Origin of the sequence: Stieleria maiorica (assembly GCF_008035925.1) — a bacterium.
GTDB classification, from domain to species: Bacteria; Planctomycetota; Planctomycetia; order Pirellulales; family Pirellulaceae; genus Stieleria; species Stieleria maiorica.
The window spans coordinates 3,353,820-3,377,758 of the sequence record NZ_CP036264.1 but is presented as its reverse complement, the minus strand read 5'-3'; the positions used below and the strand labels follow the sequence as shown (position 1 = coordinate 3,377,758).

The 23,939-nt window shown below is 59.4% G+C and carries 13 protein-coding genes; 3 read left to right on the top strand and 10 right to left on the bottom strand.

Translation table 11 applies throughout. The features are described 5' to 3' along the window. Positions 1-374: 374 nt before the first annotated feature. From Mal15_RS11655 to Mal15_RS11635, 5 genes are all read right to left on the bottom strand, one after another. Positions 375-1,073: a hypothetical protein gene (locus tag Mal15_RS11655; RefSeq protein WP_147867918.1), complete on the bottom strand. Its 699-nt coding sequence runs from the start codon at positions 1,071-1,073 to the stop codon at positions 375-377. Between the two features lie 287 nt (positions 1,074-1,360). Continuing rightward, positions 1,361-1,918, bottom strand: a complete 558-nt coding sequence (locus Mal15_RS11650; protein ID WP_147867917.1) for a phosphonate degradation HD-domain oxygenase — start codon at positions 1,916-1,918, stop codon at positions 1,361-1,363. Then, complete coding sequence (locus tag Mal15_RS11645) at positions 1,912-3,024, bottom strand: zinc-binding dehydrogenase (protein WP_167546746.1); 1,113 nt, start codon at positions 3,022-3,024, stop codon at positions 1,912-1,914. Before Mal15_RS11645 ends, Mal15_RS11650 begins: the two co-directional genes overlap by 7 nt. Beyond that, complete coding sequence (locus tag Mal15_RS11640; protein WP_147867915.1) at positions 3,017-4,387, bottom strand: DUF5690 family protein; 1,371 nt, start codon at positions 4,385-4,387, stop codon at positions 3,017-3,019. The genes Mal15_RS11645 and Mal15_RS11640 overlap by 8 nt, the downstream gene beginning before the upstream one ends. A 105-nt stretch (positions 4,388-4,492) precedes the next feature. Further along, positions 4,493-5,374, bottom strand: a complete 882-nt coding sequence (locus tag Mal15_RS11635) for an inositol oxygenase family protein (RefSeq protein ID WP_147867914.1) — start codon at positions 5,372-5,374, stop codon at positions 4,493-4,495. A 161-nt stretch (positions 5,375-5,535) separates the two neighbouring features. Here Mal15_RS11635 and Mal15_RS11630 point away from each other — a divergent pair, with 161 nt between their 5' ends. Then, the gene (locus Mal15_RS11630) at positions 5,536-6,957 is read left to right on the top strand and encodes a hypothetical protein (protein ID WP_147867913.1); all 1,422 of its coding nucleotides are present in this window, start codon (positions 5,536-5,538) and stop codon (positions 6,955-6,957) included. A gap of 430 nt (positions 6,958-7,387) precedes the next feature. Here Mal15_RS11630 and Mal15_RS11625 read toward each other — a convergent pair whose 3' ends face one another. From Mal15_RS11625 to Mal15_RS11610, 4 genes are all read right to left on the bottom strand, one after another. After that, entirely contained in the window at positions 7,388-11,974 is a 4,587-nt protein-coding gene (locus Mal15_RS11625; protein WP_261344622.1) for a PVC-type heme-binding CxxCH protein, read from the bottom strand. Between the two features lie 165 nt (positions 11,975-12,139). Continuing rightward, the gene (gene mnmD, locus Mal15_RS11620; protein WP_147867911.1) at positions 12,140-12,895 is read right to left on the bottom strand and encodes a tRNA (5-methylaminomethyl-2-thiouridine)(34)-methyltransferase MnmD; all 756 of its coding nucleotides are present in this window, start codon (positions 12,893-12,895) and stop codon (positions 12,140-12,142) included. A gap of 340 nt (positions 12,896-13,235) precedes the next feature. Then, entirely contained in the window at positions 13,236-16,151 is a 2,916-nt protein-coding gene (locus Mal15_RS11615) for a thioredoxin family protein (RefSeq protein ID WP_147867910.1), read from the bottom strand. A 1,067-nt stretch (positions 16,152-17,218) separates the two neighbouring features. Beyond that, on the bottom strand, positions 17,219-17,668 hold the full coding sequence (locus Mal15_RS11610) for a DUF1810 domain-containing protein (protein WP_147867909.1): 450 nt from the start codon (positions 17,666-17,668) through the stop codon (positions 17,219-17,221). 250 nt (positions 17,669-17,918) lie between these two features. Here Mal15_RS11610 and Mal15_RS11605 point away from each other — a divergent pair, with 250 nt between their 5' ends. Both Mal15_RS11605 and Mal15_RS34650 read left to right on the top strand, forming a co-directional pair. Then, entirely contained in the window at positions 17,919-18,926 is a 1,008-nt protein-coding gene (locus Mal15_RS11605; RefSeq protein WP_147867908.1) for a methyltransferase, read from the top strand. Between the two features lie 63 nt (positions 18,927-18,989). Further along, a complete protein-coding gene (locus Mal15_RS34650) occupies positions 18,990-20,606 on the top strand; it encodes a family 16 glycoside hydrolase (protein WP_147867907.1) in 1,617 nt (538 codons plus the stop codon). A 409-nt stretch (positions 20,607-21,015) separates the two neighbouring features. Here the strand turns inward: Mal15_RS34650 and Mal15_RS11595 are convergent, their stop codons facing one another. Further along, positions 21,016-23,820 carry a DUF3592 domain-containing protein gene (locus Mal15_RS11595; protein ID WP_147867906.1) on the bottom strand — a complete coding sequence of 935 codons (2,805 nt, stop codon included), beginning with the start codon at positions 23,818-23,820 and terminating at the stop codon, positions 21,016-21,018. Between the last annotated feature and the right edge of the window lie 119 nt (positions 23,821-23,939).

The window sequence follows — 23,939 nt, the reverse complement described above, 5'->3', positions numbered from 1 at the left end:
AGGATGTCTGGGGAAACCGAAAAAGCCCACGGATGGCAGCGCGAACCCACGGATCCCAGGCCGCTTCACATCCGTGGGTTCGCGCTGCCATCCGTGGGCAATCGATGCGCAGCTAATCGATAATGAGCCCCTCGCCCCCAGCCCTTCTCCCCAAAACAGATCGCGGTCAAGGTCACTCATTGATCACTATTGTTCGCGCGATCTGTTTTGGGGAGAGGGGGAGCCATGTGGCAGAGGGAACGCATCGTAATGAATCAGCAATACATTTCGCGTCCCCTGCCTTGGAACGCGTTTCAGATGTGGCTCCTGCCCCACAAGGCCACGCAGCCAGGGGCGGATACGGCTTCAACGCACACCTTTTTCCGGACAGCCCACTACCGCAGTGTCCCGGCGACGAGTTGCTCGCGCAGTGTTCGCAGCTGGGCAAGGCGTTCTTCCAACTGTGCGATCTGCTGGTCAATCGCCGCGACGTTTCGTGCTTCGACCGGCATTAACAAGGCGTCTCGATTGGAGTCGGTCTTGCTGATCCGATGCAGGATCGGAATCACGATCGAAACGGCGGCGACGACGATCGAGTGGGCGGCAAGGAATCGCCACAGCAAATCGGAATTGATCTCGAACACGATGATCATCGAAACCAGAATCGCCAACCCATAGATAATTTGCGTTGCGATGAACGGCACCCAGCGAAAGCGCCGCGCCAGTTTGGCGATCGACAACAGCGAGACGTGCACGGTCGCCACGCCGATCGAGATCAACACGGTGGTCGTCTTCCAATACGCTTCCGAGTCGACCTCCACCCAGATCCCCAAAAGCAACAGGGCGGTGGTGATCGCCGTCAGGGCCAATCCGGCCTTGGGAAACAGGTTCAATCCCGAGGGTGTTCGAGAAACGTCACACGCCAGACCGCATACACTGGCCACGGCAAAGATCACCGTGGTCAGAATCACGCGGATTTCCAGCCATCCCCAATTCCCCCGCAGCACCAACACGATTCCCAACAACGCGCTCAGCAAGACCGAACCGATCAGCAGGTACAGAAGCGGCTTTTTTAGACGACTGCGGTCACTCATCGAAAGATTCCTTGGCCTGGGACGCATCTTCGACGCATCAATGAATTCATGGTCCACGCAGGATCAGAGCCCGGATCTGTCAAAGAGGTGCGGCGAAAACCGCAAACGTTCAACATTCTACCGTTCATCCGACTCACATCACTGGCTGACGCCACGTGCCCGTATCCCATGCCAGCGGGACGCGTCAGCGAGCGGCCCAGGGTCACCGCACGACCAACGCCCGCCACTGGCTGACGCCACGTGCTGGCATCCCATGCCGGCGAGAAGTGTTCGTCGGATCCACGTCTCTACTGCCGTGCTTCGGATGCCAAAACCTGATCCAGAAACTCTGCAAACCGTTCCAGCGGGGGTGTCTCCAGGCCGGCGATCTTGGCTTCGTCGTCCCACTTTCTCAAGCGAACCGCGTCCTCGGCAAACGGCTGCCCGATAAAACGCTCCGCTTCCTCCGCCGTCATCGGTCCGCCCTGCAATTCCAGGCTGACGCGCGACGGCTCACTCAGGCTATCCCGGTAATCCGGATCGATGGCACACAGATAGCGTTTCGCGGCGACGTGCATCCGAACCGGTTCGGTCACCGCATCGGGAAACAGCGGCCGCAGAAAGTGGTAACCGGAGGACTCATGATGATCGTCGACACCCGAATCCGGCGCGTCGTCGGGCAAGTCATGAAGCAGGTGTCCGACATCGTGCAGCAGCGCCGCGACGATCAGCGAGGGTTTGGCATCGGCTTGCAAGGCCAGCGAGGCGGCTTGCAAGGCGTGTTCCCGCTGTGTCACTGCTTCGCCCCCATACTCGGAATCCCCCCTACGGAAGAACAGTTCGATGATTCCTGTTGTGGTTACCATGACGTGGAGACCTCCGGTCGCACCGCGACTCGGATCGGTCGATGTTGAAGGGAATGGTCGATCGCGGCGTTGATATCTGTCAGGGCATAAGTCTTGGCAACGAGTTCGGCAAACGGATACTTGTCGTGACAGCGGCTGATAAAGTCGATGGCGCTGTAAAGATCCATCGGTGCATAGTTATGGACTCCCGCGATCGTCATCCACTTGCGGACAACCGTCGTCGGATCCAATTGCACCGGTCGGGAATTCATCACCGAGCCGACCAGGATCACGCGTGAGCCGACGTCACCGATCCGACACGCCGCTTCGATTGCTTCGGGGGCGCCGGAACATTCCAAGAGGACGTCAAACGAGGATTCGATCGATGCGATCGAATCGACCGTGATCGTGTCCGTCGCGCCGAAGCGTTCGGCCAGCGTCAATCGCGCTTGATCGACATCACAGATCACCACTTGCGTTGCCCCCAGTTCCCTGCCCATCGCCACGGCGGTCAAACCCAACATGCCCGCACCAAAGACCATTACGCGCTGTCCGTCGACGTCGCCAGCGGCGCGATAGGCTGCGGCGATCGTTGATGTCGCGCAATTGATCGGGCTGGCAACTTCATCCGGGACATCAGCTGGCAACTTGGCGATCGCCGTCCCGGACCGCAGCAGAATGTACTCGGCCAATCCGCCACTGAGCGCTTCGCGGCCTTCCGCGACCGAGTGCCCGTATTTCACCAACCGGCGGCATTTTTGCGGCAACCCGGATCGGCAGCGGTCGCAGTCGGAACAGCTGACGCAGATCGACCAAGTGACGCGGTCGCCGCGGCGAAGGGGTTGCTGATCCAAGTCGCGCGGACCGGGCTGTCCGACGTCGACGATTTCGCCGACCACCTCATGGGCCAAAATCGAAGGCGTCGGCTCGATCCGCAACCCTTTCAGGGTGTGTAAATCGCTGCCGCAGATCGTGCACAGGCGAACGCGCACCAGGGCTTCGCCGGCCTGTAACATCGGACGAGGGAACGATTGCAGTTTCAACGGCCGGCCGGCCCCGTGGAAAACAGCCGCAAGGCACGTTCGGGATTGATCGGGCGAGGACTGCGAAGATTGATGTTCAGACATTGCCGACTCCCGCCTCGACAGAGTCAACCGGCTGGTCAACCGAAACTGTTTCGATGGCATCGGAGGCGATGGCCGAGTCAGATCCCATCACGGTACGGAAGTAGTGCAACGACAGGCACAGTGCCGCGACCGAAATCACGCTCACCATCAGCAACAGCATCCGAAACGACGGCAACACCGCCCCGGGAGACTCGGCGGTCATTCGGATCGACAAGACGATCGCATACCCCAGGTACCCGATGGCATCAGCAACGTACATCAAGAACACGACATTGGCAGGGTGTCGCGACGCCGCGACCAGCCGTTCAAACACGGTGGTGTGAAACGCCACGTAGGGCACGTACATGCCCACGCCGCAGGCAACCATGAACACGAACGGCGAGATCAAACCGCCGGACTGCAGGAACGCAGACGCCCCGACGACGGCAAACGCCGCGCACATCAACAGCGTCACAATACGGACCGCCGCCATGTTGTGACGGATCCAAACCGCAAACGCGTTGAACAGCGTGACCAGGACGGCGACGACCGTTTCGCTGCGGGCGAACACCGAAGGCGTTTCGTCGACGCCCAGGTCACGCCAAATCTCCACCGCAAAGTCGTCGCGCACCGTACGGATGACGGTCAATCCCACGTAAACAAAGATCAACAGCGATAGCCCCGGCCAATACTCCGACCAAAACCGACGGCGATCCTGACGGGTCATCGCGTTGCGTTCGTTACGCTGCCGCAGGTCCGTCGGGTCCGGCGGAGGCGTTGATTGCAGCAACCAAACTGACACCAAAAGCGGCACCAGGAAGATCAACCCGACCAGCATCGGCATCTGGAACTCGTCGACGCCCCAATCTTGAATCAGCCATCGTCCGACCGACTTCACCACGCCGGACGAGATAATAAAGCTCGCGCACAGTGCCGCCGACAACGCCTCGGTCTGCTTCCTGCCTTCCAAGTAGGCCAGAACCAGCCCGAACACCATCCCCAGCGGAAAGCCGTTTAAAAACAATAGCGGGGCCTTCAGAGTCAGCGGTGCGTAGGCAAATCCGACCAACGCCAACTCGGCCGTCAAAATCAATCCCAGAATGGCGATGGCCCGCCGCTCCCGTCGCATCTCCGAAACCACTTTGATGCCGACGAACTTGGAAATCATGTAGCCGGCCAATTGCGAGATGACCAACACCGATTTCAGCCCCATCCCCCAATACTGCTGGCCCTCGAACGTCCCCGCGGTGAAGGGCTTTCGAAACGCGTACATGCAAAAGTACACGCTGAATGCCGCGACAGCGGCCAGTAACAATCGCGACCGAGAATTCATACCACCAGCAGGAGTTTCGGCCGAAGAGGTGTCGGGGGTGGTGGAGGGCACGGCAATAACTCGGTGGGCCAAACTGGTCGCAACGTCGCGGTGTCAGCGAGTCGGCGACGAGAGGACTGACGACAGGCCCGAAAGATACTGAATTGACATCCGCCGTCACCAATCAAGAGTACCCGGCAAGAACTCTTTAATCAGTTCTTCATAGTAAGGGCGCAAAGCATCGACATCGGGCCGGCGATCGCTCTTGGTATACAGGTCATAGGGATTGAACGCTCGCACCCATTTGAACATCCGACGGTCGTGGTCGTTCATCAAATGATCATACGCAGACTCGCGATGCCCCGGATAAAACGAGTGGTAGCGAATGATCGCGAGCGCCTCCTCGGGCAATCGATCCTTCACCACCTGGTACAAGTACTCGTCGTGTCCCCAGGACAGATGCACGTTGTCCAGTCCGATGCCGTGTGAGTAAACACCGTACTCCGTGTTGTACCGCGGGTCGCTGGAGTCGGGGTTGTCTGCGAAAAATTGCGGAAACACGATGCGGTCGGAAAACCGACAGCCTACCGGAAAGGTGTCACCGACGACGGCCCACTGGGGTTCGCCGAACAGACACAGCACTTTACCCAGGTCGTGGATCAATCCCGTCAAGATGAACCAACGCGGATGACCGTCGGCGCGAATCGATTCAGCCGTCTGCATCAAATGCTCGATCTGCGACAGGTCCGTGTCGGGGTCGCTCTCGTCGACCAGTTGATTCAAAAACTCCATCGCTTCCCACACCGTCATCTTTCGATGTCGAAGCGGCAGGAATTGCTCGCGCTTCTTCTGTACAAACTCGAATGTCTGGTAACGATGATTCAGACGATAGAATTCCCGCACGCCCGGTTTGGTGTCCTCGCCGTAGTTGCGAAACTCCTCGGCCGGTTTGTTCGGTTCGGGATAGCGGCGCACCAAGTCGGATTCCCAATCGTCCAGATCTTCAAGCGGCTGGGCGGCATCACGTGGGCGGCTGGTGGGGTCGGTGGGTAGGGACATGTTTGATCGCGGACCGGAGAATCGAGGACGCCATACTGCCAGGCATTCATGGAATTAAAAAATATACACGATCGTGGTGTCAGCGGTGGGGGTCGACGAGCCTGGAAGCCTTCCCCGCCGCAGGCTGATAGAATCCAGAGAAACTGCGGGAGTCATTGACGATGAAACGAAACGATTACGAATCCTATCGCGGCATCCCTCCGCTGGCGGGGCTTTGCTCGATGGCACGTGCCGTCGATGCGGCCTGGGACCTGGACCAGAGTTTGCAGCGGCTGAAACGTCTGCATTACGTGCTGAAGCGATTGCACGAGACACTGACGGCCAAGATCACCGCCGAACCGATCTATGAACTCAAGACGGCGTTCAGCCATCACGCCTATTTGTGTGCCGAACAGGTCTCATTGATCCGGCGACGGGTCGCGGAAATGCGTGAGCCGCCACTGGGATTGGAGGTTGTTCCGGCTCCGGCACTCGAGCGATTGATGGACGAGGTCATCGCGGCGCCGACGACACCGGATCTGTTGGCCGGCATGTACGACGTCGTGTTGCCGGCCGTCTTGCAGGCATGCGATCGTTTGGCAACCGATGCCCATCCCCTGGCCGATGCGCCGACGGTGCGTGTTGCCAAGCTGATCGCGTTCGAATTGAAGGACGTCGTCGCGTTCGGCGTCGAAGCGCTCGCCTGCCTGGATGATGATGCGTCTCGTGACGAACGTGAGCCCTGGACTGATCACTTGAAGCTCTGCCTGCGGGCCGCCGGACAACTCGATGGGATCGAAGCCACCGACGCCCCGCTGCCAGACGCGTGGCACAGTGCCCAGCCGTATCAATACGACAAAGAACCGCGCCGTGACGAACGGTTTCGCGATCCCTACAACGCCGGCGTCAACCCCGAAGTCTTCTTGTACGACGAACAGTTCTCGGCGCAAGACAAGACGCTGATGATGTATTACAAACGTCTGCGCGAAATCGACGTGCCGGAGATGATGGCCAGCATCCTGGTGGAGTTGCGCGATGATGAACCGTGGGACTTTCACATGGAAATGTCGCGGCAACTGTGGGACGAAGCCCGTCACGCGATGATGGGCGAAGTCGGCTTTGTCGCCTTGGGAATCGACTGGCGGACCATCCCGATCAATTTCACCTGGTCGCGCAATCTGAATTTGCAGCTCGACGCCCGCCAACGCCACGGCGTTTTGTTTTTCATCGAACAGAATCTGATGCCGCGGAACGGAAAACGCTACGAATGGGAAGTCGCGCGCGAGAGTGGCGATCCGCTGTCGGCCTTGTTCCAGGATTTCGATTGGGCCGACGAAGTCCTGCACGCCCAGATCGGTCGCCGTTGGTACGTGCCGCGCTACCAGACGCTGAATGAGGCACTCGATTACGGTGATGATTGTTGGTCCAAGGTCCTCAGCCACTGGAAAACCTACCGCGACCAAGGTTTAACACAGCATCGCAACTGGTGGCCGGAAATCTATGCCCAAGCCTGTGAGATCTGGGGAAAAGATCCCGATCCACGGGCGCTGGTGTTCAACGCGACCTATGAAGACACGCGAGCCGATTTGGCGAAGTTGGAGTGAGGGGCGGTGATGCCAGCACGTGGCGTGAGCCAGTGGCAGACGCTGGAGGTGGGAGGGACACGGGCCGCTCACTGACCGGTCTGTTGATTGAATCAGCCGTTTGGCGCGAGCCTACGGGCCCGGTAGGTTCTCTCGATGGTTCATGCCCGTACGCTCGCGCGATACGGCTGATCCCGCGTGGGATCGGATGAAATCAACAGGCCGTTAGGCGTCCCGCTGCAGCTTTTCTAATCGTTTTGCCCCATCGTTTTGCCCCATCGTTTTGCCCCGGATCATTCTGCCTCGCCCCTACCGCACGCATTGCTGGAGGTGCCGCTCGCTGACGCGTCCCGCTGGTATTGCCGCTCGCTGACGCTTCCCGCTGGCATTGCCGCTGGTATTGCCGCTCGCTGACGCTTCCCGCTGGCATTGCCGCTGGTATTGCCGCTCGCTAACGTGTCCCGCCGGCGGTTTCCAACAACTTCAACCATGCCACCAGGTCGGCGAGTTCTTGTTCGCTGAGCGTCGTTTCGATCCCCTGGGGCATGATCGAAACCGTGCTCGGCGCAATCTCTTCGATGCTTTCGCGTGGGATGTCAATGGGATCGCCCGATTGCGGTTGCAGCTGAATCGACTCCGCCGTCTCCCGCGTGATCACGCCCGAATACACCTGCCCCCGCTCGGTCAGGATCGTTTGGGATTCGTACTGCCGCACGATGCTCGCCGAAGGAAACACGATCGACTCCATCAAGTCATGCACCGATCGATTGGCCCCGATGGTTGTGAGGTCGGGACCGATGTTTCCGCCGACGTCACCGACGCGATGACAGGTCGCGCATTTTGCTTTCTCCGAAGTAAACACAGCTTGCCCGCGTTCCGGATCGGCCGCTTTCACCAACGGGATCAATCGATCCAGTTTTTGAATCCGCTGTTCGTCCAGCAGCGTCAAGCGATCCAGCAACGCGTTGGCTCGCGGCAGCAGTGACGCGGGAAACCGCTTGATCACGTCACTGACCTCGGTCGTCGGCAGCCGATCGATGCTGCGTGCCGATTCCAAGGCGGTCAACAAGGCTTCGGCGACATCATCCGGCAGCGTTCTGCCGTACGGCCGGATTAAGTCTCGCAGCGCCGTCGCACCGGCGGTCGTCAGATGGGGAGCCAACGTTTGCAATTGCGGTGACGACAGCCGCGCGGTGGAGAGCATCTGGGCCGCCTGGTTGGCTTCGCTGGGCGCACCATCATCGATCAAATCCAGCAAGATGGAAAAACTGTCAGCGTCCAACGGTGCGCTGCTGTCTTCCATCGCAGCCAGCGCGGCGACGCGTTTGATCCCCGATTGAGCTTCGTCGCGACTGATCTCGCGCAACGATTCGTCAAACGCGTCGGTGGCGATCGCGTCGATGGCGGCGATCGCAAGTCGGGCGACCTCGCTTTCGTCGGACTGCAACAGTCGCGACAGCGGCATCTGCCAACTCGGATGTAGGCTCGGCTTGTCGCTGCGGCTGAGTGCCGTCAAAAGCAGGTCGCGGACTTGGGGCGAAGACGCGTCGTCAAGCGATTGGCCGATCTCCGCCGCCACGGGGTCTGCCCAGGCGAACGCAGATACAAGCTGAACGATCATCGACGAGCGCTGCGTCAGACGATCCGGTTGTGCGATCCAACGACGAAGTTGTTTTGCGACAAGGTCTGCAACCGGCCCTGTCCCTGATTCCGAGGTTCGATCGATTCCCACCGACCGGACTCTTCGCGACAGCATCTCTGTGGCAGTTCGCTGCAGATCAATGTCGTCCGAATCGATCATGTCTGCGATGAATCGAGACGTCATCACAACATCATCGGATTGATCGAACAAAACCATACAAACGCGGCGTACGCGGGGCGAAGGATGATGCAGCCCCATCTCCAACGTATCCAAATCATCGATTTCGATCAGTGCATAGGCGATCGCATGTTCCAGCGATCGATCGATCTGGCGGCCGTCAGCCAACGAATCGATCAACGCGGTAATCGCGTCGGTTTTCCCGATGCGGCCGAGCGCTTTGGCGGCCTCGCGGCGGACCGGCGCGACATCCTCGCGTAGCATTTCCATCAGCTGATCGATCGCGTCGGGGTCTGCATAGGTGGCGATCGATCGGCAGGCGGTCAATCGGATGCTCGGCTCGCGATCGGACAGCGCGGTGCGTATCGCCGCACGGGCGGCGGCGTTTGATCCATCATCGCCCACGATCCGCGTCAGCGCCCAGATCGCGTTTTGGCGAACGCGAAGGTCGCTTTTCATGGCGCGCGAGAGTGCGGGAATGATTGGATCACCGCGGCGAGCACATTCGGCGATCGCCCGCTCGCGCACTTTGTGTCGTGTGTCGTTGAGATGTTTGACCAACTCGGTGTCTGACAGGGACGCCCACCCGATTCGTTTTCCCCAGGGATCGACTTGAGTCGTCATCCCGTCGCGACGGATGCGATAGATTCCGCCCAGGACGTCCGGCTTGGACATTTGGGATGTCGGGCACCCGCGATAAAACCACCCGCCGGTGTCGACGACCAGCAAGCTGCCGTCGGCATCCTCGATCACATCGGTCGGATGGAAGTCGTCGCTGATCCCGGCCAGAAACTCTTGCTGAGTTGCATTGAATGTCGATCCGTCGCGTTCCAGCTGCACGCGAACGACTTTGCCCGAATTGAAAAACGTGGCCAGGAAATCGTCGCGCCAGCGATGGTCGATCACGCCGCTGCGGTAACGCGTGATGCCCGAAACGGCGACGTGGCCGAAGCGATGAATCGGTCCCAGCAGGTCGCCGGTGACTTTCAATTCTTCCAACACCCGTTCGCGGTGCGGATAGGCTCCGCCGTACAGCCAGTGCACCAGTGCATCGACACGGGGCCGGTTGTAAAGGATGTTGACGCTGCCGATCATCTCGCCTTCGTCGGTGAAGTCGACCTCGACCGGGTTGTCCATGCCGCCTCCACAGTGAATGCGGACGTCCGAACCGTCGCTGCGACAGGAAAACAGATAGGATCCCTGTCGCTTGCTGGTGATGTTCCCCGCTTCGTCTTTGAATTCGTGACCGTGGTACCCGTCGCACCAGTACAGACGCCCGTCGGGGCCGAAGAAGCAGCCGTGGATGCTGGCCGCATTGCCGGTGTAACCGAATTCTGAAACGATCCTTTCGCGGACATCGGCGACCCCGTCATCGTCCGTGTCCTCCAGCCGCCAAATGTTGGGCGGCGATGCGACATACAACGCGCCGTCGTGCCAGGCGCCGCCCATCGGATAGGTCATCCGGTCGGCGAACACGGTGGACCGATCAAAGCGCCCGTCGCCGTCGGTGTCTTCCAGCATGCGGATGGAATTGGGCAGTTGCTCTTCCAACTCTGCGGCGCTCAGATTCACCCCCGCGTTGTTACAGATGAACAATCGGCCCCGGTCGTCCAGGCACCCCAATGTCGGATGCGTGACCAGGGGCGGACCGGCAACGAGTTCCGCCGAAAACCCATCGGGCAGTCGGAATCTTGCCGGCTGGAATCCAGATTGCAACGGCGGCGGTGGCGCCGGATCGGTTTGCGCGAGTTCTTCATCGATCCCGACAAACACTCGCGTTTGTGACCCACCGCCGTTGTACATGTCGTACTGCTTGACCGCATAGCGACCGTAAAACGCGTCGAGCCGTTCTTTCAATTCAACGGCTCTTGACTGATGTGCACGCTCGCCGACCAAGTTGTTGAATTCATCGGGATCCGATTGCAGGTCATATAGTTCGTGCGGGCCGTTGGGGTGCCGGTGCACGTACTTCCAACGTTCGGTACGGATGCAACGCAGACCTTCGAACTCGTAAAAGACGGGCGTTTCGGCAGTGGATGCACTCGAATCGCCCGTCAATTCACGGCTGAAATCTTTCCCCGGCGATGGCGGACTCTCAGGCATCTTGTCTGCCAGATCGAGATAGTTCAGCAAGGTGGGCATGAAGTCGTAATTGGTGACCATGCGATCGGATCGAACGTCGGATCGAATCCCGCCGGGGTGTCGCCAGATCATCGGGATCTGCATCATACCGTCGCGGGCGGTGACGGGCCGCGTGTGGTCGCCCATCCCAAAGAATCCGCCGTGGCCACCCACCCAGCCCTGGTCGGCGACAAAGACGACGACAGTATTGCGGTCGATTCCGTGGCGTTTGAGCGTTTCCATGATCGTGCCGACGCCATCGTCAATGCCACTGACTTCGGTTGCGACGCGGCGAATCGAAACCGGATTGTTGTGGTAGTCTCGGTTGCTGAATTGCCAGGGATGTGTCGGATCGCGGGGGAACGAAGGCAGTTCTTTGTCGGCATAGAACTCCGCGTGGCGATTGCGACCTTCGCGAAGCAGCAACCGGCTCAGCGAGTAGGGGCCGTTGTAGGACAGGAACAGAAAAAACGGATCGTCCTTTTGCGATTGCGATTCGATGAAACGGACGGCGTGCCGGGTCCAGAAATCCGTCAGGTACTGGGGTTCCTTACGGATCTTGCCGTCTTCGATGATTTGAGCGTCGTAAAACGTGCTGGTGCCGCCGTGGGGCATCGTGATCCAGTAGTCGTCGAACCCTTCTTGGGGATGCAGGTTATCGCCCAGATGCCACTTGCCGACCAAGCCGCAGGCGTATCCGGCGTCCCGAAGGACTTCGGGCAGCGACGTGAGTTGATCCAGCGTGCAGCGGGCATCCGGGCCGACTTGCAACCGTCCGCCGCCCAGGAAGCAGTGCACGCCGTGTTGCGAGGGGATCAATCCGGTCAAGAACGTCGCCCGGGTCGGCGAACACACCGGGTTGGAAGCAAACGCGCGAGTGAACAGTGTGCCCTCGGAAGCCAGACGATCGATGTGGGGCGTGCGGATGTCGCGGTTGCCGTAACACCCCAACGTCCACGCGCCGTGGTTGTCGGTCATGATCAGGACGACGTTGGGGCGATCGCCGGCGGACGCCGCACGGGGGAATCCACCACATAAGGACAGTGTGATGAGGCACAGAACGAGTTGCTGGACAGCGCCCCTTGGTTGAAAAAACATCCTGGATCGCCGGTCAAACGTAGCTACCTTCGCCAGAAGGTGGATCCCCGGAGTTATCCACGCTCTGACGAGCGTAGCTACATTGATGTGGCGAAATCCAGCGAAAGCTTGGCTTGGCATGGTGGGCAACCGGGCTGGGGCGGGGAAGAGGGAGAGCCCAAGAGTTTAACCGCTGGCGGGACGCTGGACCGGTGTCGCCACCAACACTTCGCGTTTTCCACCCACCGGTCCGGGGACACGGTCCACGTTCCAACCCGCCTGCTCCAGTGCGTCTCGCACGGGGCGGCTGCAACTGTACGTGGTCAGTTTCCCGCCGCCGGCGATCGCCCCACGCATCGTGCGCAGGCAGTCCGCCGTCCAAAGCCGCGGGGCACTGTCGGGGCAGAACGGGTCGTAATAGATCGCGTCAAAAGGTGACCGAGTTCCGAGCGTCCAGTCGCGAACATCGCCCACTTCGATGATGATGCTGCGAGATGAATCCACTCGCCAGGGGTAAGTTCCCGGAGGGACCGTCGCGGGCAAGGATCGACGAAAGTCCAAGTAGCCATCGACGATTTCGCGGCGAGAGGTCCAGTCATGTGGCAGCAGGTGCTCCAGCGTCTCCGCGGCGATCCAGTCGGTTTCAACGGCCAGATACTCCAGCGGCGTGTCGCAGTCGACCGCGGCGTCCAGCGTCATCAACATCGCCATCGATGTCCCCAACCCGATCTCCAGCACCCGCGTGGGACGTCGTTCATGCAGCCGCTGGAGCACACCGCTGTTGTGCAAATAAACGTGACGCGTTTCGGACGCCGCCCCGCAACCGCTGTGAAACGCATCGTCGCTGCCGGCGATGACCAGGGTCCGGCTGCCATCGTCGGTCACCTGGACGATCAAATCCTCGCGATCGGTGGGGAAGGTTTCGCGGACGGGAATCGGCATGATGGGGACTATCTTCTTTAAATCGGAAATCAAACGTCGCAACTTTCGAAAGACGCTTTCGGGCGAGTTACGTACTTGGCGATGCGTTTGAAGTGTCGCCGTGTTCTCCGAACTCGGCGTGCGTCGAAAAGCAACCCATTGCCCCGCGCCGACCTCGGAGAGGACGGCGACTGTCCAGCTAGTCTACCGCAGCTCAATTTGCGGGTTCGTGTCGTAGCGGAAGCCGCCAAGGCTTTCGCCCCCCGTGCGGCGTCGCCGGGCCAATGCGAAACTCTTGGCGAGTTCCGCTACCCGAAAACCAAGGTGCGACGGGCGACGAGTCTAACCCAACCATCTGGCATCAGTCATCCAGGCTTTCGATCAGCACCTCGATCTCTTCCGGCGTGATGTTCACACAGGCCGCATCGAGCATGGATCGGAAATGTCGCTTGCCCTCGACGCCTGACATCGATCCGATGTTCCCGATCGGTCCGTAGCTGTCGGTGATCAGGTTGCCGTCGGCATCGAACATGCTGTGGAACGGCACTCCGACTGGGCGTCCTTGCGTCAACCGTTTGGCGACTTTGAATCCGTGTCGGTCGCGAACGTCATCGACCTTGACCAAGACAAAGTCCTTTTCCAGCACGTCGCGGTGGTCGTCGATCCAGCGACTGAGCCGGAAACAGGGGCCGCAATAGCGTTGTCCGGTACGAATCCAAACACGGCGGTCGCTGGCCTGAGCCGTCTTGAACGCCTTGTCCCATTTCTGCTGTGCGTCCTGCTGTGGCGGCGCGTGCTGCTGGATGAACTCATCGGCGACCGATCTGGATTGGGCATCCGCAACGTTCAACATCGCCCGGCCGAGTTCGTTTTCGTCGGCATCGTAGGCACAAATGAAGACGTGACCGTCTTTGACCGCCGGCCAACTCATTCGCTCGACAAAACTCTGGTCAACAGGATCCGCCAAGTCACTCGGGACGACGCGCAACTGCATGAACGTGGTGATCTTCTTTTGCTGTGCGTAATCCAACAACGACTTTTCGATGAAATCGGCAACGACTTCGTTTTCATCATCGGCAAGGATGACCATTTGACGAAAGTTGTTCAGACGGCAATCGCGTTGCGTAATTTGGAAGCGTTCGGCCAGCGTCTTCTTGTCGCCCGAAGCCTCATTCTTTCCCAACCGCGTGATGACTTCTTCCCTCTCCTCATCGGGCAACAGGTAGACGGTGTCGATCGAGCGAAACTGGTTCGGTTGGTGATTCAACGTGTCGGCCCTGATCGAAATCTCGGTCTTGCAGGGCAGCGACTCGAATCGATAACGCCCGTCCTGGCCGGTCAACCGTTCGATTCGGGGCAGGGAAAACGTGGTCGGGAAACCGTTGCCGAACCTGGATCCGTCGGAAACACGAATCGACGCTCGCACGGGATGGCTTGCCACGGGTTGGCCTTCCCCGTCAAGAATCTGGCCATGAAACGACTTCGTCGGGTACAGGCGGATCGAAGCGGTCCGGTCAAGGTCTTTGATGATGGCCGACCCGGCGAACCGCTTGTCGGCCGAAAAGGCGATGGCGGCCAACTTGGTGGCTTTGGTTTCAAACCGGAACTTGCCTTCGCCATCGGCCTTCAGCGAGAATTCGTCACCCGTTTCGCCGTCGATTGCCCCGATCTGAATGGTCGCGTCCTTCAGTTCCTGGTCGTCTTGCCACGGAACGATCTTTCCCTCCACAGCGACTGCTTTGTCGACCGCTCGGTGGAGATGGACTTCGTTTTTGGCCCCCGCCTGGACGACAATCTTTTGGTTCGCCCGCCAGTCGGTTGAGTAGACGCTGGCTTCCAAATCGCCGGCGGGGACAAAGACCGTGACGCGTCCTTCGTCGTCGGTGTATCCGTCGCTGCGACGTCCGAGCACGCCCGATCGCGGTTTGCCGTCTTCTTGCCAAGTGAACGAATGGTTGGAACCCACATGCACACGCATCTTTGCGATCGGTTTCCGGTCGCTACCGGAAGTCAAACGGACCTGCACCGGGATGCCTTTGACGAGGCGTAGCTTGGGCGGGTTCTGTGTTTGCGTGGCCGATTCGTACGGGATCAAATCGATCGAAGGAGTCACCCATCGTTCATCACTGACGTAGGCGCAGTAGGTCGCATCGGGCAACACGTCGACCGAGAATCGGCCGTCAGCGTCTGTTACCGCATAAACGTAATCGATTCGTCCTTCCACTTCGGCTTGAAATGATCCCAGTCGGACCACAAAACCACCCAGGAAGACATCGCCACCGGAAACAGCCCCTTCGACAGTGTGTCGCTCAATGGCTTTTTTGGCGGTGACCACGAACGCCTCCTGCTCGTACTTGCTCTCAACGCGCCTCCATTCGTCGCTGTGGAGATCGGCATAACAGTAGACGTCGTCGATCTCTGGGAAATAGGGACAGACCGCGACCCCGTTGTCATCCGTGACCAATATGACATCGTCGGGGATGCCAAAGAAGTTAATGTCCGGTTGCGGGGTCGCAACTTGCAGTTCCAATGGGACGTCTTTGATCGGCTTTCCTTCGCTGTCCCTGAGCGTCACGGGGCGGGGCCGACACGTCACCATCTCAACGACATGATGATCCGCTTTGGGATCGCGAATTGGTTTGCGCGAGAATTGATATCCGCCGATCAATTGATCCTGCGACCAAGCGGTCACCGCATTCAATTCTTCATGCGGCAGCAGCGATATTCTTGCGACGCCATCAGCATCGGCTTCGGTTCGCAGGGAGGCACCGTTGTTGAGTTGGACGCGGAGTTTGGCATTCGCCACCGCGCTCCCCTGATGCTGCAACCGAAACTCGACCGAACGTTGCGGGCGCTCAACTTGTAACACGACGCCGTCGATCACGCGCTGTCGCAATTGATTCCGGACGATCGTCTCGTGGGCTCGGGCGCCGTCCTGGCAACTTGCGTCGATCGTGACGCTGTACCAATGGTACTTGTTGACCGGAATCCAGACTTCGAACGCTCCGTCGCGGACCTCTGGAGTGAAGGTTTCGAAGTGCTGTCGGTTGAAATCGATGCTGATTCGCACCGACGCTTCATCAACCGCCTGGCCGTCCTTGCGCTGCACCTGACCGCTCAGTCGCATCTCCAAGGCGTTGCCGCTGCCGCGAATCCAATCAGGCATCGATTGCTCGTCGTCGCCCCGGGCGAGCGACGAGGCGGAACTGATCACAATCGCCATTGCGGCCGCAACGAGTCCGGCGATCCGGATGGCGGGTGGGTTTCCGGTGCGCATTATCTAACTCTCCCCTGTTTCGACGATTGATTCACGACACGCAGGAGGGATAGTGGAGTCGATGTCCCCCAAGATTGCAAATTTCCGTGGCCACTCACTGCGGTCGCGACGCTCGCCAGAGTATGGAACGCGCAAGGGAACCACCTGATGGCGATGGACATACGCATCAAGTTAACGCTTCGAGCGTCAAGCAATTAAAGTCACCCTCCCCTTTGAAAGTGACTTCTATTGCTGGTGCATTTCAAGTCGCGTGGCGCTCACGAAACCATTTCAACAGAACTGCGTCGCGGTCGCACGCCAGCGGCGTGTCACAACAAAGCTTGGGGTCGCGATAGCGCACCGCAAAATCAGATGCAGCAAGCCCGGCAACCCCAACGGGAAGTCGATTGTATTACTGATGGATTCAGTTGCTTTTGTTCCGTGCGTCATCAAAGTTCACTCCGCTCGGTTCGCCAACGGCGATCGACAACTTAGCCTGGGGTGAGACCGGATGAGCCCCAGCGAGTCCGGGCGTAACCCCAGGCTATGGATGTGTATGCCCTTTGGGCAAGTGCAGCGGAATGAATTCCGCTGCATCGTGAAACAGTTTGTTGAACCCCGATGGGGTTTCGATTCTCATTTTTCCCAGGCCCAGGGGTGCGCTTCGCGACCCCGGGCTGTGTTGTGGCACCGCTCTGCGGTGGAAAACAAGGGGCACAACCTCCGTCGAAACAGGCGAATGCGATCTGTCTTGTTGGACGACATCACTTCACTGAAAAACATGTCGCTTAGGAATACGTTTCACGTACTCTGGGAGGGGCGCGGAGAAGTGCACGCTCGGAGCGGGGAGGGTTTGCTGTGGCTCGGAAGCTGTGGCTCGGAAGCACTCAACCATCACCAATCGACCCTCCCCTCGCTACGCTCGACCCCTCCTTGCAGGGAGGGTTAATTCTTGAATTGGTGCCGATGGGAATCACCTTCCGGCGAAGGTCGCTACGTTCGCACGGCGATCCACCCATTGCCGTAGCTACGCTCGCCAGAGCGTGGGGGCCGCTGGCGATCCACGAAATATCAATTTCAATGTAGCGTTATTGATCGAGTAACTGCAGCGTTCGATCATCCGACCCTCCGCCGAAGTATTTGTCGAGGATTCGCTGGTACACGGACGCCGAACCGGCGACCTGCGCGAACAAGGTGGCGCATGAACAAAGCTTCATGTCGTCCGGTTGGCCAAAGATCTCGGTGGCCGTTCGGCCTTGGAGCGACAAGGCCGCTTCGCAGCACTCGACCAATCGCGGCCCCAACACCGGATGGGCCAAGTAAGCCTCGGCTTCACCGATGCCGCTGATGCCGTACAACCGGGCGGTCGGACTGAACCCTAATCCGCGCAGCTGGGGGAAGATGAACCACATCCAGTGCGTGCGTTTTTCACCGTGCTGGACTTCCGCGAGCGCCTGTGGGTAGCAGCTTTCTTGGGCGGAGACGAAGCGTGCCAAGTCAAACGGGTCCTCGTTCGTGCCAGAGGTTTCGCTTTGCATGATGGACTCTTTCGCCAATGGTTGATCGTGATCGATCCGTTTGCCCTCTCACATGATATTCGATCCATACCAGCCCGAAACGCGAGCGAGCGGATCTGCTGCAGCCCTCGCGCGCCGCGGCACGAGTAAACCAGCGAGCCACTGGCGCTGCGTGCGGGTATTCTATCTCATTCCGCACGAAGTGGCGCCGTCCAGATAGAATCCGACGGTCACCAGATCACCAACACGCCGACGAATCGTCGAGGAAACAATGAAGGAACTTCCGCCGGCGGCTCGATTGGGCCAGTTGATCACCGGGTACTACGCCTCACAAGCGATCTTTGCCGCAGCCAAGTTCGGGATTGCAGACTTGTTGGTCGATGGCAGCAAGTCGATCGAAGAACTGGCAATCGCCACCGAAACGAAACCGGAACTGCTGTACCGCGTGTTGCGGGCGCTGGCCAGCATCGGCGTGTTTGCCGAGCAGGACGACAAGCGGTTTACGCTGACGCCGCTGGCGGAACTACTCCGCAGCGACGTCCCGGGATCGCAACGATCGATGGCGTTGATGATGGGCGAGGAACACTTTCTGGCCTGGGGCAATCTTGCCGATGCGGTCCAAACCGGCGACAACGCGTATGAAAAAGTCGTTGGTCAGCCGATCTTTGAACACTTGGCCCAGCATCCCGAAAAGGCGCAAATTTTCGATGCCGCGATGACCGGAATTCACGGCCGTGAAACCAGTGCAATCCTGGATGCCTATGACTTTGCCGGGATCGACACCCTTGCCGATATCGGCGGCGGCAACGGCTCCAAGTTGACGGCGATCCTGCAAAAGTATCCGCAAATGAACGGCATCCTGTTTGACCTGGAACACGTGATTTCACGGGCACGTCCTCAAATCGAAGCTGCCGGAGTGCTCGATCGATGCCAATTGATTTCCGGTGATTTCTTCCACAGCGTGCCCGGTGGAGCGGACGCGTATGTCATGCGACACATCATTCACGACTGGGACGACGATCGTGCACGGACGATTCTAAAACACTGTCATTCGGTGATGGCGCCGGGGAACAAGCTGCTGGTCGTCGAGAGCGTGATCCCGCCGGGGAACGATCCGTTCATGGGAAAATTCCTGGACCTGACCATGATGCTGATCCCCGGCGGAAAGGAACGCACGGCCGATGAATACCGATCGTTGTACGATGACTCGGGATTCGATCTGGTACGAATCGTCCCGACCGGTACCGAAGTCAGTGTCATCGAGGGTGTTCGCCGCTAGTTCGGTCCGATTACAATCATTGTCCTTCCCCTCCCACCCCTATCCCACCTGCGAGAACACATCATGATCCGCGTCGCTGCGCGAAGTTTCGCGATTGTCATTATTCTGCCGCTGATCGCGGCCAACCCGCTGGCCGAGGCGGCCGAACCGAAACCGCCGAAAGGCTTTCGAGCGATCTTTAACGGCAAAGACCTTTCCGGTTGGCACGGATTGAACCCGCACCCGGTGTCGAAACTGACCGGTGAAAAGAAAGAGGCGGAAATCGCCAAGCAACGAAGTGAGTTTGCTGATCACTGGCGGGTTGAAAACGGTGAACTGGTCAACGACGGCCACGGCCCCTACGCCACAACCGACCAGGAGTTCGGCGACATCGAATTGTTGCTGGAATACAAAACCGTTCCCTCGGCCGATAGCGGCATCTATCTGCGAGGCACGCCGCAGGTCCAGATCTGGGACTCCAACCAAGTCTTTGACCCCAAGCGTCCGACCCGTCGTCCGCATCTCGGGTCGGGCGGATTGTTCAATAACAACCCCAGCACGCTCGGTCGCGACCCGATGGTGAAAGCGGATCGTCCGTTCGGCCAGTGGAATCAATTCAAGATTCGTCAGATCGACGACCGCACTTGGGTTTGGCTGAACAACCGGTTGGTCGTCGACGGTGCGGTGATGGAGAACTATTGGGACCGATCGAAACCGCTGCCCGCAACCGGACCGATCATGTTGCAGACGCACGGAGGCGAGATCCGTTGGCGCAACATTTTCGTTCGTGAAATCAAGGAGCAGGAAGCCGAGCGGTATTTGGCGACGCGTCCATTATTGCCCAACCCCACCGATTTTGACGTCGCTTATGGCGATCACCCGAAACAGGTGCTGCATTTTTGGAAAGCGGAATCCGAGACGCCGACGCCGTTGCTGTTTTTCATCCACGGCGGCGGATGGATGGCCGGCGGTCGCATGAGCGGCTTGCTGAACATGTTGCCCGAGATGCTCGACGCCGGCATCTCGGTTGTTTCGGTCGAGTATCGGTTCATCCCCGAGGCGACGGCCGACGGTGTTGTGCCGCCGGTCAAAGGGCCGCTGCATGACGCCGCCCGCGCGCTGCAATTTGTCCGCAGCAAGGCGGATCAATGGAACATCGATCCCCAGCGGATCGCCGCCTCCGGTGGGTCCGCCGGTGCGTGCTCCAGTTTGTGGTTGGCGTTTCATCCCGACATGGCGGATCCGACCAGCGACGATCCGATCGCACGCCAGTCGACGCGTTTGTTGTGCGCCGCCGTCCGCGGGGCACAAACCACGCTCGACCCACAGCAGATGAAGACGTGGACGCCGAACAGCCGCTACGGCGGCCACGCGTTCGGATTCAAGGGCGATGCGGATAAGAAGCTTTCGCAGTTCGACGAGTTCCTTGCCGAACGCGAATCGATCTTGCCGTGGATTGCCGAGTACTCGCCCTATGCGCTCGTCAGTGCGGATGACCCGCCGGTGCACCTGCTGTACAACGCCCCGCCGGCGATGGGCAAACCGGCCAAAGACCCCACGCACACCGCTAATTTCGGCGTGCAATTGCAACAGCACTGCCGCAGCGTCGGAGTCGAGTGTGAATTGGTCTATCCCGGAGCGGAAGACGTGCAACACGAAACGACCAGCGATTATCTGATTTCGAAGCTGAAGGGGAAATGAACCCGGCATGCCAGCGGGAAGCGTCAGCGAGCGGCACGTCCAACATTGGCGTGCAGTAGGGCGAAGCAGAATGATCCGGGGCAAAGCGATTAGAAAAGCTGCCAGCGGGACGCGTCTCGACCTGTTGATTTAATCCGATCCCACGTGAGATCAGCCGTATCGCGCGAGCGTACGGGCATGAACCATCGAGAGAACGCACCGGGCCCGTAGGCTCGCGCCAAACGGCTGATTAAATCGACAGGCCGGCCAGCGAGCGGCCCCGGGTCACCCCGCAACCGGCGCCCGCCACTGGCTAACGCCACGTGCTGGCATCCCATGCCAGCGGGAAGCGTCAGCGAGCGGCCCGAAGTCACCCCACCACCAGCGCCCACCACCAGCGCCCACCACCTGCTCACGCCACGTGCTGGCGTCACACATCGACATTCGCCTGATAACGCTGCACGATCCGGACGATCCAGAACAACAGGATCGCCGCGAGAGCCAGGGAGATCCTGACTCGTGTCCCACCGTCAACGTTCCGCCACAATCGCAGCACGTCGGTCAACCGTGCTTCGCCCGGATAGCCGACGGCATTAAAACGGTCCGTCAGCGGTTCTGCCAAATGGACCGGGACATCCAAGTGCGGCGCGAGCTCTTTGGCCAACAACCGCACGCGTTGTTGCGAGGGCATCTCCGGAGTCGCCAACCCGCGGATTTCGTCTGCTTCATCCGCTTCCAAGAGAATCACAGTGTGTCCGGGCAGTTGTGCTTCCATACGGAACATCGAGTGCTTGCGTTTTGCGCCCGGACGCTTGACCTCGCGCAGGTTCAGACGCCGAATCTCTTGGAAACTGAAACTTTGTTCGCGGTGGGCATCGCGAATCGTCATTCGTCGCTTTTTCCAATCCAACTCGATTTCACGCGGCGCGAACGCGGCGGCAAGCTTCAAGTACGTCCATGCGGTGGCCAATAGGATCAACGTGGCGATCCAATACAGTAGTCCGCCGCCGAGTGCCATCAGGTCGGTCACCACGAAATGCCATCGTCGTGAACCCATCATGTCGATCGGAATCAAGACAATCGCACCGAGGATCGGGACGGCAAACGGCACGACGAACAGGAAAACGATTCCGTATCCAAAACCGCTGACGAGCGAATTAATGAGGTTTTGTCTCGGATCCAAGGTCGTGTTTCGGTACCGAATCATTTTGCCCGGATTCCAGACGTCAAAATCGATCAGACCGAATTCGGCGCGAGCGGTCGCCGAATCGGCCCGCGAGACTTGCTCCATGCGTTCCACGATTTCATCGGCGACTTCCGGCATCACGGGATTGACTTCGTCGGTTTCCAGGATCGCGTCCCGTTTCCTTAGCCCCTCGTTCAAACGCTGTGCCTGCTGCTTCATTTCATCGAGTGCGTCTTCCATCGCCTGTTGCTGGGATCGAACCAATCCGCGAGAGATCTCCAAGACGTCTTTGTCTGGATCGGACTGGGTGACCGCGGGCGGATCGGGGAAGGCGAGAAACTGGCGGATGGATCCCGCGATCCAGGCGAGTTCTCGATTGGTGAACGATTTGAAATAGCGATGGGAAGCACCACCGACTGTAATGACCGCCAGCTCCTCGATCGGCATCCCATCGCGTTCCTTTCCGCTGGGGACGACACAGACCGTCAACAACTCCCCGATCGACCATTGCCGGCGTTTGGATCGCAACAGTCCCCGCACCGTGACCGTCAATCGATTCTTGGTCACGTCGATGACTCCCCTTCGAGCCCACTGGCTGACCGTGTGGACCAGCACGACCAAGGGGATCAGGCTCAACACCGCCACGAAGATACGAGGCCCCGGTTCGGGGTCGCGAAAGACGGCCGGGGAAATCATCGCAATGAACCCGCCGATCAGGACTGCAAAGCCGAACCCCTGGACCTCAGAAAATCGAAACTGACGCGGCAAGCCGACATGCAGCGAGTCGTCCGACTGTTGCATCGAGACCTTTGTCTTGGCCGGCTTTGAAATCGATTTCCATTCGTTTTGCGGCACCGAATCGTCTTGATCGCTCGGCGTCTCCGTGTCGCCGTAGTCCACCGCGTGTGGATTGTCGCCGGAATGCGTTGACGGGACATCTGCCGGCGGAACAACATCGACGAGTTCGATTTGCGAGACGAATCGGGGTGGCCGATACTTTCCATGACTGTCAAACCCGACCCAACGAAGCGGTCGGTCCAGGCTGACCGCCAGCGGAGCCGCCGGCCGCAGCGCGTGGCAAAACGCCCGGTCGGGGTCGCGAAAGTCCGATCTGCTGACCAGTCGGATTCGCCGCGCACCGACGATCGCGTCCAGCCAGACGTCCCAGGCTTCGTAGCTTCGTGAATTCTTGCCGCCGGTGCTGCGGATTTCACGAAGCCCGCCCAAACGCAGTTCGTCGATCGCCGAGAACGGAATCGACTCCGTTTCGCCTTCGTTTCCGGCGATCAACGATTGCTTTTCCCAGTCAATGCAAACAAGGTAGGCGGGCTTGCGCGACAACAGCCCGCCGTCGTGACGCTTGATCTCCACACGCTGCCCCGGTCGCCAGTGGATGACTTCGAACTCTGACGCGTTCAGAATGGATCCCGCATGCGACGTGTCGGCGTCTTCCCTCGCCGACAATTCCTGTTCCAGACGCTGGAACACCTCGGCGGTGAACACCACCGGAGTGGCGCCCCAGCGATCCACGTCGTCATTTTCGACTCGCTCACGCGTCGATTGAAACAGTTTGGGAAACTTGATCGGCACAAACGCGATCACGGCAAGGATCAAACCGAACACGGCGATCACCAGGATTCCGGTCGCGTCGATGATCAGCGCCGATCGGCCGGGATTGTCCGGCTGGTAGTAGACCCTGACTGATTTGCCGACCGGATAACTGCTGCGGATCGTTTCGGCCTCCGCCTGCGTTTCGCCGCCCATCGTTTCACTGGCGACCGAGATGCCGCCGATGCCGGAATACAGATAGACATCGTCGTTGGTGTATACGACGCCATCGACGGTGAATTCATATTCCAGCTGAACGAAGTAATAATCGTTCTCCGGAACCACTTCGCAGCGGCGGATCACGCCTTCGGCCGTCGGCCACCGTGACGCGCGCAGCTGAACCACAGCCGATGCAAAACCCGAAAGGGCCAACCAGCTGCCGACGAAAACCAGACACCACAGCAGCGGTTTGGGGGCGGAAGATTCGACCGACAGGCTCATCGCACCGTCTCCTCAGCGATTTGGATAGCGAGGATTGCCCCCTTTCACCATAGCCGAAGCGACGCGTGAAAACCAATCGGAACACAGCACAAGTGATCCGCCGCAGCTTGGTTTTCACG

Coding starts and splice junctions, on each gene's coding strand:
- Mal15_RS11655 (WP_147867918.1), bottom strand. CDS start 1,073: ATGAGTGACCGCAGTCGTCTAAAAAAGCCGCTTCTGTACCTGCTGATC.
- Mal15_RS11650 (WP_147867917.1), bottom strand. CDS start 1,918: ATGGTAACCACAACAGGAATCATCGAACTGTTCTTCCGTAGGGGGGAT.
- Mal15_RS11645 (WP_167546746.1), bottom strand. CDS start 3,024: ATGTCTGAACATCAATCTTCGCAGTCCTCGCCCGATCAATCCCGAACG.
- Mal15_RS11635 (WP_147867914.1), bottom strand. CDS start 5,374: ATGTCCCTACCCACCGACCCCACCAGCCGCCCACGTGATGCCGCCCAG.
- Mal15_RS11630 (WP_147867913.1), top strand. CDS start 5,536: ATGAAACGAAACGATTACGAATCCTATCGCGGCATCCCTCCGCTGGCG.
- Mal15_RS11625 (WP_261344622.1), bottom strand. CDS start 11,974: ATGTTTTTTCAACCAAGGGGCGCTGTCCAGCAACTCGTTCTGTGCCTC.
- mnmD (WP_147867911.1), bottom strand. CDS start 12,895: ATGCCGATTCCCGTCCGCGAAACCTTCCCCACCGATCGCGAGGATTTG.
- Mal15_RS11615 (WP_147867910.1), bottom strand. CDS start 16,151: ATGCGCACCGGAAACCCACCCGCCATCCGGATCGCCGGACTCGTTGCG.
- Mal15_RS11610 (WP_147867909.1), bottom strand. CDS start 17,668: ATGCAAAGCGAAACCTCTGGCACGAACGAGGACCCGTTTGACTTGGCA.
- Mal15_RS11605 (WP_147867908.1), top strand. CDS start 17,919: ATGAAGGAACTTCCGCCGGCGGCTCGATTGGGCCAGTTGATCACCGGG.
- Mal15_RS34650 (WP_147867907.1), top strand. CDS start 18,990: ATGATCCGCGTCGCTGCGCGAAGTTTCGCGATTGTCATTATTCTGCCG.
- Mal15_RS11595 (WP_147867906.1), bottom strand. CDS start 23,820: ATGAGCCTGTCGGTCGAATCTTCCGCCCCCAAACCGCTGCTGTGGTGT.